We start from the raw sequence: 13586 nt of genomic DNA, 5'->3' as shown, positions 1-13586 counted from the left end.
TGGCTGGCCACACGGACATACCGGCCAGGGGTGGGTCAGCTGGCCAGGGCGTGTGCCGTTGCCACAGGCACATCGATGGTGAAGCCGCAGGCGCAGCGGTAGGTTTCCACGCTGTCGGCTGACGGGCTGGTGCGTGAGGGACCGGCGGCGTGTGAGGAGCCGGCTCCGACGGGAATCACCATGGCGCCGTCCACCCGCACCGGCTGGAAGAGCGGGGTCTCGTCCGGATCCACGCGCTTCATCGGGGTCCGGCAATGCACTTTTGAACTCAGCGTTTCCAGCAATGCCATGTCTGCAGGACGGATCGAGCTCACGGGAGCTCCTGCTGCTGCCGTTCCCATGGGAGCCGGGAGCTGGTCTTCTCTAACGGTGGTCATGATGTTCGTCCTTGGGCTTCTTACGGTCCTGCCGGCGTTGGCAGGCCCGCCGCGACTGCTTGCGGAGGTTCACTTACCCCATAAGCAAAGCATGCTTACTATCTCCAAACAAATCCGCGTGTTTCGCAGGTCACACCGACAGGGCCTGGATGAGGCCTAAAGAGCCCGGGCGCGCATCCGCTGCCACTGGCGTGCGTGCCAGAACAGCAGCCCAATAATCCCGATGACCCCGCTCAATGCCGCATGCGGGGCTGACTGCCCGTACCCCCAGCCCTAGCCCTCGCTGCGCCGCCCCCCTTTTGGCCCTCATGAGCCCGTAGCGGCGGAGTATTTTGCACGAGAAGGGCGTGGGCCGCCAGTCAATGACGCCGGCAGGAGGCGTAATCTAGCGAAATTCCGAGGCACTGGATAAATACATCACGAAAGTTTGATTAAAAGGCTGACCTAAGTAAGGCTTACCTTTGCAAATTCCCTGAAACGCCGACCGAAGGACAACCAGTGCCGCTGATGCCCCGCCTTGATGAGTTAGAAGTGGATGAACCGCGAGGGGGCCAGGATGCCCTCGGCCAGGATTTCGGCTCCCGGGTGGAGCTCGCGCTCGCGGCCAGCAACCACCTGCTCAACGCGCGCAATTCGCCCCGCTACGTAGCGCAGGTGCTGCAGGGCGTCACGGCCGTGGCCACCAAACTGGAGCGGACCACCCGGCCCTTCACCGGCGTCGGGCCTTCGGAGCTGAAGGCCCGGGTGGCAGCGGTGGACCTGGAAACGCCCCTGCCGGACACGGCAGCAGCGCTGCAGGAACTCGAAGATGTCTACCTGCGCGACGCCGTCTACTTCCACGATGCCAAGTACGCCGGCCACCTGAACTGCCCCGTGGTGATTCCGGCGCTGGTGGGTGAGGCCGTCCTGTCCGCGGTGAACTCCTCACTGGACACCTGGGACCAGAGCGCCGGGGCCACCATGATCGAGCGGCGCCTCATCGACTGGGCCGCCGCCCGGCTGAACCTGGGCGACGCCGCCGACGGCATCTTCACCTCCGGCGCGCAGCCAGTCCAATCTCCAGGCCCTGCTGATCGCCCGCAACCACGCCGTGACCGGCCTCCGCCAGGAACCGGCGCGCTCGGGACTTCGGTTGCCGGCCCTGCTGGATACGCTGCGGATCTTCACCTCCGAAGACAGCCACTTCAGCATCCAAAAATCGGCATCAATGCTCGGGCTGGGATTCGACGCCGTTGTCACCGTCCACTGCATGGATGACCACCGGATGGATCCGGCCGCCCTCGCCGAAGCCATGGCGGAAGCGCGTGGCGCCGGGCTGACCCCCATGGCAGTGGTGGCCACCGCAGGCACCACCGACTTCGGCGCGGTGGACCCGCTCGCAGAGCTCGCCGCATTGTCCAGCGCCTATGGCGCCTGGTTCCACATCGATGCCGCGTACGGTGGCGGCCTGATGGTCTCGGGCCGCTACCGGCACCTCCTGGACGGAACCAGGCTCGCGGACTCGGTCACCGTGGACTTCCACAAGACGTTCTTCCAGCCGGTGAGCTCCAGCGCCCTGCTGGTCCGGGACAAGGCCATGTTGCGCCACATCACCTACTACGCCGATTACCTCAACCCGGAAAGCGCAGCACTGGCCGAAATTCCCAACCAGGTGGACAAGAGTATCCAGACCACCCGCCGGTTCGACGCATTGAAGTTGTGGCTCACCCTGCGGATCATGGGCGCGGACGCCATCGGTGCCTTGTTCGACGAGGCGATCGACCTCGCTGCCCGTGTGGGCACGCTCCTCGCTGCCGACGAAGACTTCGAACTGGCCGCACCGCCGCAGCTGTCCACCCTGGTATTCCGGTACCGGCCCCGGCTGGAGGATGGCGGACGCCTCTCCGAGGACGCGGCAGACGTCCTCAACCCTGCCCTCCGCGCCGCAGTCTTCGCTTCCGGAGAAGCAGTGGTTGCCGGCACGAAGGTGAGAGGCCGCCACTACCTGAAGTTCACCCTCCTCAACGCCGAAGCCACCCTCGAGGACATCTCCGGGATCATCACCCTCCTTCGCCGCAGGGGCGCCGGACTGCTCGAAAGCAAGGTATCCGCATGAGCATCCCCACCTCCGGCAGGACCTACGACTTCGCAGCCATCGGTGTCGGGCCCTTCAACCTGGGCCTGGCCGCACTCGCCGAGCCGGTGGACGGCCTGGACGGCGTCTTCCTGGAACAGCGCGCATCCTTCGACTGGCACCCCGGCATGATGCTGGAACCGGCCCACCTGCAGGTGCCCTTCATGGCGGACCTCGTCACCCTGGCCGACCCCACCTCGCCATACTCCTTCCTGAACTTCCTTAAGCAGACCGGCAGGCTGTACCGCTTCTATATCCGCGAGAACTTCTACCCTTTGCGGGCCGAGTACAACCAGTACTGCCAGTGGGTGGCGGGGCAGTTGCCCGCCGTCCGTTTTGGCACAGCTGTGCTGGAGATAACGCACGACGACGGCGTGTACCGGCTGTCCGTCTCGGGTCCGGAAGGGCCCGAGGTACTGCTGGCGCGGCGGCTGGTGCTGGGCACCGGCACCTCCCCGTACGTGCCGGAGGCCGCAGCAGGAATTATGGCGGACGCAGCTGGAGGCCGCGGGGGACTGGTCCTCCACAATGCCGGCTACCTGGCACGGAAGGCGGAACTCCAGCAGCAGCGCAGCATCACCATCCTGGGCAGCGGCCAGAGCGCCGCGGAGATCTACTACGAGCTGCTGCAGGAATCGGACGCCCACGGCTACCAGCTGAACTGGGTGACCCGCTCCGGCCGGTTCTTCCCGCTGGAATACACCAAGCTGACCCTTGAGATGACCTCGCCCGAGTACGTGGACTACTTCCACGGACTCCCGCAGCACCAGCGCGACTCGCTGAACAAGACCCAGAAAAACCTCTACAAGGGCATCAACTCGGACCTGATCGACGCCATCTACGATCTGCTCTACACCAGGAGCATCTCCGGCATGGTGGACACGCAGCTGCTGACCCACTCCACCCTGACCGCCGCCCGGTGGGACCCCGACGCCGGCACCCATACCCTGCACTTTGAGCACGGGGAGCAGGGGAGGTCTTACACCCTGGTGAGCGAAGCCGTGGTACTGGCCACCGGCTACGGCTACCGGCAACCTGAATTCCTGGCCGGCATCCAGGACCGGATCGCCCGGGACAGCGCCGGCAGGTTCGCCGTGGACCGGAACTACAGCACCGGCGTGGAACCTGGCGACATCTTCGTCCAGAATGCCGAGCTGCATACCCACGGCTTCGTCACCCCGGACCTGGGCATGGGAGCGTACCGCAACTCCTGCATCCTCCGGGAAATCACCGGCCGCGAGGTGTACCCCGTGGAGCGAAGCATCGCGTTCCAGCAGTTCGGGGCGCCGCCGGACATCGATGCAGCGGGCATCACCGCGCCGGCGGACTTCAGTACAGCGGCGGACATCGGCGCATCGGCAGACTCCGCGGCAGGGGTGCCGGCATGAGCTTCACCTTCCGCTGCCTTGACCCACGGTCCGATGCGCCGCTCCTCCACAGCTGGGTGACCCGGCCCTACGCCGCGTTCTGGGGCATGCTGTCCGCCAGCGTTGAGGACGTGGTGGAGGAGTACGCGAAAATCCAGGCCACCGGCCACCACCATGCGTTGCTGGGGCTCGACGACGGCGTCCCCGCCTTCCTGATGGAGGAGTACCTTCCTGCGTCCTCGCCGCTCGCTGCGGTGTACCCGGTCCTCCCCGGGGACCTGGGGATGCACCTGCTGGTAGCGCCGCCGTCGAACGCTCCGGTGCCCGGCTACACCACGGCTGTGATGGACGCGGTCCTGGACCGGCTGTTCGCCAAGCCGGGGGTGGAGCGGATTGTGGTGGAGCCGGACGCCAGGAACACCAGCATCCACGCACTGAATGAACGGCTGGGATTCCAGCCTGCCGGGATGGTCAAGCTCCCGGACAAGGACGCGCTGCTGAGCTTCTGCAGCCACTCCGACTACCTGGCCGCCCGCGCGGCACTCGACACGCTTTCCACACCAAACACGCTTTCCACACCCAACACGCTTTCCACACCCAACACACAGGGAGCCTCACTGTGACAGTCCACCTCGATTCCGCCGTACCTGCCCGCAGTGCCACCGCAGCCACCGCGAATGCCGCACCCCACCTCGACGGCGACCGGTGGGACAACGCGAACCGGCACCTGCTCCGCAAGGCGCTCGCCGAGTTCTCCCACGAACGGATCATCACGCCGGAGACCATGTCCCGCACGGGTGCAGGTGCCGCCGCCTACCGGGTGCGCAGCGACGATGGCACGCACGAGTACTGCTTCGACGCCAGGGTCCTGGAACTTGAGCACTGGTCCATCGACGCCGGTTCCATCCGCTGCTTCCAGGACGGCACCGAAGCGGCGCTGGACGTGCTGGAGTTCATCACGGCGTTCCACGGCACCCTGGGCATCAACCTCCAGATGCTCCCGGTCTACCTCGAAGAGGTCAGCAGCACCCTGGCAAGCCACGCTTACAAGCAGTGGGCCGGCCAGCCCTCGGCCGCGGAACTGGCGGCCGGAGTCACCGGCGGCCGGAACCCGGCCGTGGACTTCCAGGCGATAGAGCGCAGCATGACCGAAGGCCACCCCTGTTTTGTGGCCAACAACGGGCGCCTCGGCTTCGGTATCACCGACTACCACGCCTTCGCGCCGGAGACCGGCGCCCCGGTGCAGCTGGAGTGGATCGCCGTACACCGGAGCCGCGCTGTCTTCACCGCAACTGAAGGGCTCGATTACCGGGCCCACCTGGACTCTGAGCTGGGTCCGCTGCTGGGCGGTTTCGACGCTGAGTTGCGGCTGCAGGGCCTCGACCCGGACCAGTACTACCTGATGCCTGTTCATCCGTGGCAGTGGGAGAACAAGCTGACCGTGACGTTTGCGGCGGAGATCGCACGGCAGCGGATTGTGTACCTGGGTACCGGGAGGGACAGTTACCAGGCGCAGCAGTCCATCCGGACCTTCTTCAACACCAGTGACCCGGCCCGGCACTACGTTAAGACCGCCATGTCCGTGTTGAACATGGGCTTTATGCGGGGGCTGTCGCCGCAGTACATGAAGGCCACACCGGCCATCAACGACTGGCTGCGGGACCTGATCGAATCAGACGACGCACTTCAAGGCCGCGGGTTCACCATGATCGGCGAGCTCGCCGCGATCGGCTACCACAACGGGTACTACGAGGCCGCCTCTCCCAGCGGTTCACCGTACCGGAAGATGCTTTCCGCCCTCTGGCGCGAAAGTCCCCTTCCGCTGCTGCAGGACGGACAGCAACTGTCCACCATGGCCTCGCTCCTGCACGTGGATGCCGGGGGAAAACCCATGGTCTCTGCACTGATCGAGCGCTCCGGGCTGGCCACGGAGGACTGGCTGCGCCGGTATTTCGAGGCCTACCTGGTGCCGCTGGTGCACTGCCTGTACAAGTACGAGCTGGCCTTTATGCCGCACGGCGAGAACGTGATCCTCGTCCTCGAGGACGGCGCGCCGGTGCGGGCCATCATGAAGGATATCGCCGAGGAAATTGTGGTGATGGGGGACAGGCTGGACCTTCCGGAAGGGGTGTCCCGGATCAAGGCGGCCATCCCGGACGGGGAGAAGGTACTGGCCATCTTCACGGACGTTTTCGACTGCATCTTCCGCTTCCTCGCCGCGCTGCTGGAGGAGGACGGCAAGCTTAGCCAGGAGGAGTTCTGGCGCACCGCGGCCGCCAGCATCAGCGACTACCAGGGGCAGCACCGGGAGCTTGCCGCCCAGTTCTCCCGCCACAACCTGTTCGCCCCCGACTTTGAACTGTCCTGCCTTAACCGCCTCCAGCTGCGCAACAACCAGCAGATGCTGGACCTCACCGATCCATCGGGCGGCCTGCAGACGGCCGGGCGGCTCGCGAACCCTCTTGCAAGGTTCGCGGGGCAAGGCAACGGGCAGGAAGAAACCCGGGAAAAGGCGAAGGGACGTGGCTAGGCTGGCACCATGACGTCAGATATCTCCGGAACCACAGCCCTGGTCACTGGGGCCAGTGCAGGCCTTGGCGCAGAGTTCGCCCGCCAGCTCGCTGCGCAAGGCTGCAACCTGGTGCTGGTGGCGCGGAACCGGGCCCGTCTCGAGGAAACCGCGGCGGGCCTGGAGCGGCGCTACGGGATCACGGCGGAGGTGCTGCCCGCGGACCTGACGTCCGACGACGGAGTAGCCGCCGTCGTCGGACGCCTGTCCGATCCGGAACGGCCGGTAGGGATCCTGGTCAACAACGCCGGCATCGGGCTCCTGCACAACTTCGAGGACAACCCCATCGCCGAGGAGCAACTGCACCTGAAGCTGCATGTGGAAACGTCCATGGTGCTGGCCCACGCCGCTCTGAAGGGCATGCTGGACCGTGGCGAGGGACGGATCATCAACGTGGCCAGCATTGCCGCGTTCCTGCCCAGGGGCACGTATTCCGCAGCGAAGGCGTGGATGGTGAGCTTCAGCCGGTGGGCCAACCTGGCCTACGGTGCGCGGGGGCGTGAAAGTTACGGCGGTCTGCCCTGGCTTTGTCCATACGGAATTCCATGACCGCATGGGCATGGACAAGTCCGTGGCTCCATCATGGACCTGGTTGCGTCCGGGGCGCGTTGTCCGGGAAGGGCTGGCGGACAATGACAGGGGCAAAGCCGTTTCCATCCCCACTAAACGCTACAAACTGGTGGCTGCGATGGCGCGGATAGCCCCGGCGAAACTAGTGGCGGGCCCTCCGCGAACGCCCAAGGAGGGCAGCAACGGTCCGTGAACCTGACCGCCGCACCCCCACCACCACTGCGATACCCATGAGTGCGCCCACCAGGGTCTCCACGCCGCGTTCCAGGATCAGGACCGCGGGGTCGATCGGGGCGGCAAGCTGGGTCATCAGCAGGATCACCGGCGTAAAGGAAACCATCGCGAAGCCATAGTGGCGGGCCATAAACAGCTCTGTGGTGAACTGGAACAGGATGACGAGCAGTGCCAGGACCAGCGCCTGCTGCCCGGGAAGCAGTCCCGCCAGGGTCCAGGGCCCGGGAATAAGTACGACGCCGGTGACCGCCAACCCCACGAACGTTCCGACGATGCGGTGGATGCCCCGCCGGACGCTGCTCGGCAGGTCGGCGCCGGCAAGCGGAACGGCTGCGGCGGCCATGGCCCAATGCGGGTGGCCGCTGCCGCTGAGGACCCCCACCGTACCGGCAGCCCCGACCGCGAGCACGTAACGGGCTGCGTGCACCAGCAGTTCTTTGCGGCCGGCGGCCTGCAGGGCGGGCCTGCTCCTGGCGGCGCCCCGCTGCCAGGACCTGCGGCGGACCCAGCCGGCGAAACCCACCAGAATGGAAAAGGCGGCGGACCCCGCCGCAATGAGCAGAGCCACCTGCAAGGGAACCACAACGGGTACCGAGGCGCAGGCCCCCAGCGCCAGGATGCCAAAGAACGGCCCGTTTGGCTTGAGCCGCACCCGGTCGGCGAAAACCGATCCCACACCGGCCAGAACCGCTTCGACGGCGACGAGCCACCAGGACTGGAGGTGGTTGACGGACAGCAAGAGGCCTGCAGTCACTCCGCCCAACAGCACCACAGCGGCCTGGCACTGGTGCAGGAAGCGGAGCTGGTGCGGTTCCGAGCGCCCGTACATCCCGGTCAGGGCGCCGAACACGGCATACATGATGAGGTCGGTCCTGCCGGCGGCCAGGAGGAGGAGTGACGGGACGGCGACGCTGATGGCCACGCGCAGGGCGGCGAGGTGGTCGCGGTTTGCCGGTTCCAGCCGGTGAAGGGCGCGCACCTGCTCCATCAGAAGCTTCATGCCGCACCATCCCTGCCTGTATCCCGGATCCCCATAAGGTCCCTTTGGAAGGTATCACCGGGCCCGGCCTGAAAGCATTTCCTGACGTGACATGGGGAAACAAAACGACCTCGGCGCGGCAAAGGCCCGCCCGGCGCTTTTCGTGGAAGCTGCGCAGGACGGGCCTTGGGAGCGTGGGCTGCTGGGTCTGCCCGGTCCGGATTCTGCCGGCCAGGAACATCTAAACCTGGGCGGGCACCTTTTCGGCACTTGAATCGGTGATGTCCTGGGTCTCGAACGGGAGCTCGTCCAGGTCGATCAGCGGGTTCTCGTCCTGGGTGGCTACCAGTTCGCGCGCCTCCGCCTGGGTGTCCACGCTGGGCATGGAGCCGGGCAGCGGCCGCTGGGCTGATTCCTTCAGGAAGTAGATGGCCACGGCACCCACCAGCGAGGTGGCCATGAGGTAGTAGGCAGGCATCATGTCGTTGCCGGTGGCGCTGATCAGGGCTGCCACGATGAAGGGGGTGGTGCCCCCGAAAATCGCCACTGAGAAGTTGTAGGCAATGCCCATGGCACCGTAGCGGCTGGACGTGGGGAACTGGGCCGGCAGGGCGGAGGCCAGGTTAGCCACGTAGAACGTCACCGGGAACGCGATCAGTGCAAGGCCGGCCAGCGTGGACCAGATCTCGCCGACGCCGATCAGCATAAACGCCGGGGCTGCCAGGACTACCGTGCTCAGCGCACCGATCCACAGGACAGGCCTGCGGCCGATGCGGTCAGACAGCTTGCCCGTCAGCGGAATGCAGAGGCTCATCACCACCAGGACGGGGATGGTCAGCAGGGTGCCGTGCACCTCGTCGTAGCCCTTGGACTCGGTGAGGTAGGTGGGCATATAGGAGGTCAGGGCGTAGCCGGCGGTATTGGCAGCGGCCACCAGGACCATGGCTACGATGAGCGAGCGCCAGTAGGCCTTCACGATTCCTACTGGGCCCTTGGCCGTTGCCTCATCGGAAGAGGCGGCATGCTTGGCGAGGTCCTCCTGCGCATCCAGGGTGGCCTGGAATTGGGGGGACTCTTCGATCTTGCTCCGGAAGTAGATGGCGATCAGGCCCAGCGGACCGGCCACCAGGAACGGGATGCGCCAGCCCCATTCCTCCATAACGCCCTGGCCCAGGGTCAACTGAAGCGCGGACACCAGCGCGGCGCCGAGGGCGAAGCCGAGGTAGCTGCCCATGTCCAGGAAGCTTGCGAAGAATCCGCGGCGCTTGTCCGGGGCGTACTCGCTGACGAAGGTGGTGGCGCCTGCATATTCACCGCCGGTGGAGAAGCCTTGGATGACCTTCAGGAGCACCAGCAGGCCGGCGGCCCACAGCCCGATCTGCGCGTAGCCGGGCAGGAGCCCGATGGCGAACGTGCTCGCCGCCATGATCATCAGCGTGGTGGCCAAAATCTTTTGGCGGCCCATCTTGTCGCCAAGCCAGCCGAAGATGACGCCGCCGAGGGGACGGGCGATGAAGGTGGCGGCGAAAGTTCCGAGCAGGAACAGCGTTTGCGTGGTGGGATCCGATTCCGGCAGGAAGACCGGTCCCATGGTGGTGATGAGGTAGCCGAACACGCCTACGTCGTACCACTCCATGGTGTTGCCAACGATGGTTCCGCCCAGTGCCTTCTTGAGCATGGGCTGGTTCACCACGTTGACGTCCGACTCCTTGAGCCGGCGGCGCCCCAGTTTTTTGGGTTTCCGTGGTGCTGTGGCAGCCGCGGATGGGGTGCCGGGGGGTGTAGCCGGGTTGGTTCCGGAGGCGCTGTACATGCCTGCGGAAGAGTCGGTGATGCTTCGGTCTGTGGGCATTTGGGCAACTCCTGTGGAGGGTCATTTGCTTGCGACTTGTAGCTGCCCCGCTCCGGGCAGGCCTTCAATTTTACGCGAATCCCATAGCGCCCGCCGGTTTTATGCCGTAGGATCAACCCTTTTCGGCACCTTTCATCCCGGTTTCGCGGATTTCTTTTCCCTGTTTTTCCCGCGCCAGCACAGGGAACGGGAAGTTGGCGCAATCGTTACCGAATTTTTTCGCGATTGTGCCCCCTGCAACCGCTTTCGCCGCGCCCGCAGCCGCAAATAGTGACGCCGCTCACGGCTTTCGGGCGCTCTTCCGAAGGCGTCCCGCCCGGGCGGACAGGGCCCCCTCGTTCGTTGCATTGGTGATTTCTTTGCACCGCGGTTGTGGGGGTTCACAGGTGCCCGCTGCTTCCCTATGGTTGTGCCATGGGAACACTCACTTTCGGGTAGGCGGGCGCCTGCGGCCAGGCCATTCCCGGCCACCCAACAGTCGCGAAAAGGCCTTGAAGGGTCTTTCTTTGGTAGCACTTCGTTTCATCGTGGAAAGGAAGAACAAAATGGCTGACGAAATCAGTGGAAAGAAACTGGCGCCTGAGGTCGCGGCGCATCTGGCGGAGGCAATGAAAGCACCGGATATGCCAGGGGTTGCAGCTCCTGCCTCCTCCATGGGTGCGGGCGGATCGGGCACCTGGCCGGATGGCAGCGCGAAGCGGCGGCATCCCAAGGAACGCGGCCCGGGCCAGGGCCGCATGGGGCAGGCGGCAGCCGTGACGGCCGTGCACCGAACCAGCCGGCCACAGATGCCGCACTCGTCATAGGCTTCGCTGGAACAGAACCTCCATCTGAAATCCCTGGGGACTCCGGAATTGCGGGGTCCCCAGGGATTTTTGTCCCGCGCGATTTCCGGGCGGAGCTGCCTTCGGCGTGCCCGGCGTACGGCGGCAGATCCGCTCAGCCTTCCAGGACCACGTCCGCCGGTTCCTTGTCCAGCCGCCAGCCGCGCCACCGGGGGTGCCGGAGCCGCCCGGTGCCGGTCCACTCGCTGTACGTCACCTCGCCCACCAATTGAGGGCTCACCCAGTGGGCATCTGCCGCGTCCTCCCGCGGGACGTCCTGGAACGGCGATGTTTTCCGGGCGAGACGGTCCACGGTCTGCCGCAGTTCCGTCAGTTCGCGGAAGCTAAAGCCGCTGCCCACCCTGCCCACATACCTCAGGTCCGGACCGTCCGGGATGCCGACCAGCAGCGATCCCACTGACCCTTTACGCGCGCCCTTGCCAGGCCGCCAGCCGCCCACCACCACCTCCTGGGTCTGGTCGAGCTTGAGCTTGATCCAGGTCCGGGTCCGCTGCCCGCTGACGTACCGGCTCTCCGTGCGCTTCGCCATCACGCCTTCGAGGCCCAGTTCCTGCGCGCTCTCGAGGATGTGTTCCACCGGTTCCTCGAGGACCATGGACAGGTCCACCGGACAATCCGACGGAGTGAAAAATTCTTCCAGTCGCCTGCGCCGCTTTGCGAGGGGCAGGGCGCGGAGGTCCGTGCCGGCGTCGTAGATCAGGTCGAAAAGCATCAGCCGGACCGGGATGGCCTTGCGGGCTTTGGCGACGTCGCCGGGCCGGGTGAGTTTCATCCTCCCTTGGAGGAGCCCGAAGTCAGGCCGGCCTGAAGGCCCGACGGCAATGATCTCGCCGTCGGCAACGAACGGCTGGGGCGGCCAGCAGGCCCTGTCCGTGAACTCCGGGTACGTCCTGCTGACGTCGTTCCCGTTGCGGCTGAAGATCCGGATACTGCCCTGGTCGGCGACGAGCATGGCGCGGACCCCATCCCATTTGAGCTCAAACTGCCAGTTGCTGCCCTGCAGGTCCGCGGTTGTCCCGGACGTGGCCATCATCGGGCCAAAATCATCGGGTGTTACGGAAGCGGCCGGTTGCGGAACAGGGGACGGCCCGCGTGTCTGATCCTCAGGCTTATCCGCATCAGCTTCCTGCACCTCGGGCTCGTCAGCGGCGTTGTCCGGCGCAACAGAGTCCCCTTCCTCAGGCGCCTGGTCCCCTGTCCCACCGTCGTCGGGCACTGAAACGGCCGCGGGCCGGTGCCGCCTGCTGGGGTGGTCTGTGTCCATCAGATGGATCAGCCATTGGCCTTCGGCGTCCTTGCCCTGTCCGCGTCCGGTATGGATCAGCGCGATCTTTTTGGTGCCGCCCAGTCCGCCGCCTTCGGAACCGTGCAGGGTGGCGATGACTTCCTTGCCGTTGATCCACTTGTGCAGTTCGTAGGTACCCGTGTCCCAAATGGTCATCTCACCGGCCCCGTACTGCCCCTTGGGAATGGTCCCGTGAAAGGTGAGGTAGTCCATGGGATGGTCCTCGGTGTGGACAGCCAAATGGTTGTTGCCGCCGGATTCGGGGACACCCTTGGGCAGGGCCCAGGATGCCAGGACGCCCTCATGCTCCAGCCGGAGATCGTAGTGCAGACGGCTGGCGTGGTGCTCCTGGATGACAAAGCTGTTGCCACCGGCGGGAATGCCTGCGAAGGGCTCCGGGGTTTCCTTGGGATCACGCATGGAGCGGTACTTGCCCAGGCGCGGGTCGCCGTCGTCATGCTTGTCCGGTACGTCCAGGCTTTGGTTCGAGGCGCGGACGACGGCGGCGAACGGGTCCGTGCCTTCCTGCACCCGCCGCAGCACAGCCTGGTAGTCCAGGTGCTTCAGTCCCGGCGAACTGATTTCCGCCCAGGTACGCGGAGCGGCCACCATCGGGGTGGGACGGCCGCGCAAGGAATAGGGCACGATGGTGGTCTTTGCCGCGTTGTTCTGGCTCCAGTCCACCAGTACCTTGCCTTGGCGCAGGGTCTTTTTCATGTCGCTGACGGCCAGGTCGGGATGGTCGGCTTCCAGGGCGCGGGCCAGTTCACGGGCAAACGCGGAGATCTGGTCGGAGGTTTGGCTCCGGTCCAGGGCTGCATACAAATGGATGCCCTTGCTGCCGCTGGTCACCGGGACCGGGTCCAGTCCCACATCCTCGAGGATGCCGCGTGCCAGCAACGCCACCTCCACGCATTCCTCAAGGCCGGCGCCCGAACCGGGATCGAGGTCCAGGACCAGCCGGTCCGGGTTCAGCTGGTTGCCGTGCGAATCCACCTGCCACTGGGGGACGTGGACTTCCAGGGAGTTGATCTGGCCGAACCAGGTGAGCGTCGCTGCATCGTTGACCATCGGATAGTGGATGGTCCGCTCCTTGTGGGTGATGGCAGCGCGCGGAAGCCAGCCGGGGGCGGAATCCTCAAGGTTCTTCTGGAAGAAGACCTCGCCCGGCTTCTCTGCGGTTCCCACGCCGTTGACCCACCTTTTCCGGGTGGCCGGCCTGTTGGCTGCGGCGGGAATCAGGACGTGAGCCACGGCGGCGTAGTACGCCAGGACGTCCGCCTTGGTGGTGCCCGTTTCCGGATAGATGACTTTGCCCAGGTTGGTAAGCGTTAATTCCCGGCCCGCCACCCGGACACGTTCCTTAGCGGCGGCCACAGGTCTTCACCTCCAGCG

At 65.6% G+C, this 13586-nt stretch carries 8 protein-coding genes and 2 pseudogenes; 6 read left to right on the top strand and 4 right to left on the bottom strand.

The window, feature by feature from the left end; all coding sequences use genetic code 11:
• Window positions 1–35: 35 nt before the first annotated feature.
• Window positions 36–377, bottom strand: coding sequence for a hypothetical protein (locus QF047_RS18460; RefSeq protein ID WP_307280029.1), 342 nt, complete (start codon window positions 375–377; stop codon window positions 36–38).
• A 498-nt stretch (window positions 378–875) separates the two neighbouring features.
• Between QF047_RS18460 and QF047_RS18455 the strand changes: the two are divergent.
• From QF047_RS18455 to QF047_RS18435, 5 genes and pseudogenes are all read left to right on the top strand, one after another.
• Window positions 876–2472: pseudogene (locus tag QF047_RS18455) on the top strand (aspartate aminotransferase family protein).
• On the top strand, window positions 2469–3878 hold the full coding sequence (locus tag QF047_RS18450; protein WP_307280026.1) for a lysine N(6)-hydroxylase/L-ornithine N(5)-oxygenase family protein: 1410 nt from the start codon (window positions 2469–2471) through the stop codon (window positions 3876–3878). The pseudogene QF047_RS18455 and the gene QF047_RS18450 overlap by 4 nt, the downstream one beginning before the upstream one ends.
• A complete protein-coding gene (locus QF047_RS18445; RefSeq protein ID WP_307280023.1) occupies window positions 3875–4480 on the top strand; it encodes a GNAT family N-acetyltransferase in 606 nt (201 codons plus the stop codon). The genes QF047_RS18450 and QF047_RS18445 overlap by 4 nt, the downstream gene beginning before the upstream one ends.
• Window positions 4477–6387: an IucA/IucC family siderophore biosynthesis protein gene (locus QF047_RS18440; RefSeq protein WP_307280020.1), complete on the top strand. Its 1911-nt coding sequence runs from the start codon at window positions 4477–4479 to the stop codon at window positions 6385–6387. The genes QF047_RS18445 and QF047_RS18440 overlap by 4 nt, the downstream gene beginning before the upstream one ends.
• A gap of 9 nt (window positions 6388–6396) precedes the next feature.
• Window positions 6397–7189 (top strand): annotated as a pseudogene (locus QF047_RS18435) (SDR family NAD(P)-dependent oxidoreductase).
• Here the strand turns inward: QF047_RS18435 and QF047_RS18430 are convergent.
• Window positions 7139–8230: an FUSC family protein gene (locus QF047_RS18430; protein WP_307280017.1), complete on the bottom strand. Its 1092-nt coding sequence runs from the start codon at window positions 8228–8230 to the stop codon at window positions 7139–7141. The pseudogene QF047_RS18435 and the gene QF047_RS18430 sit on opposite strands and share 51 nt — an antisense overlap.
• Before the next feature lie 220 nt (window positions 8231–8450).
• Window positions 8451–10061 carry an MFS transporter gene (locus tag QF047_RS18425; RefSeq protein ID WP_306637756.1) on the bottom strand — a complete coding sequence of 537 codons (1611 nt, stop codon included), beginning with the start codon at window positions 10059–10061 and terminating at the stop codon, window positions 8451–8453.
• Between the two features lie 545 nt (window positions 10062–10606).
• Here QF047_RS18425 and QF047_RS18420 point away from each other — a divergent pair.
• Window positions 10607–10867: a hypothetical protein gene (locus QF047_RS18420; protein ID WP_306637757.1), complete on the top strand. Its 261-nt coding sequence runs from the start codon at window positions 10607–10609 to the stop codon at window positions 10865–10867.
• A gap of 133 nt (window positions 10868–11000) precedes the next feature.
• Here the strand turns inward: QF047_RS18420 and QF047_RS18415 are convergent, their stop codons facing one another.
• Window positions 11001–13568 carry an ATP-dependent DNA ligase gene (locus QF047_RS18415; RefSeq protein WP_307280009.1) on the bottom strand — a complete coding sequence of 856 codons (2568 nt, stop codon included), beginning with the start codon at window positions 13566–13568 and terminating at the stop codon, window positions 11001–11003.
• Window positions 13569–13586 lie beyond the last annotated feature (18 nt).

Source organism: Arthrobacter sp. W4I7, assembly GCF_030816215.1.
Classification (GTDB): domain Bacteria; phylum Actinomycetota; class Actinomycetes; order Actinomycetales; family Micrococcaceae; genus Arthrobacter; species Arthrobacter siccitolerans_A.
Note: the sequence above shows the minus strand (reverse complement) of the source record. Positions and strands in the feature narration are given on the sequence as shown.

What these genes read in the sequence shown, in the direction of transcription:
- QF047_RS18430 (WP_307280017.1), bottom strand. Translation starts at nt 8,230, where the DNA reads ATGAAGCTTCTGATGGAGCAGGTGCGCGCCCTTCACCGGCTGGAACCG.
- QF047_RS18460 (WP_307280029.1), bottom strand. Translation starts at nt 377, where the DNA reads ATGACCACCGTTAGAGAAGACCAGCTCCCGGCTCCCATGGGAACGGCA.
- QF047_RS18425 (WP_306637756.1), bottom strand. Translation starts at nt 10,061, where the DNA reads ATGCCCACAGACCGAAGCATCACCGACTCTTCCGCAGGCATGTACAGC.
- QF047_RS18445 (WP_307280023.1), top strand. Translation starts at nt 3,875, where the DNA reads ATGAGCTTCACCTTCCGCTGCCTTGACCCACGGTCCGATGCGCCGCTC.
- QF047_RS18450 (WP_307280026.1), top strand. Translation starts at nt 2,469, where the DNA reads ATGAGCATCCCCACCTCCGGCAGGACCTACGACTTCGCAGCCATCGGT.
- QF047_RS18420 (WP_306637757.1), top strand. Translation starts at nt 10,607, where the DNA reads ATGGCTGACGAAATCAGTGGAAAGAAACTGGCGCCTGAGGTCGCGGCG.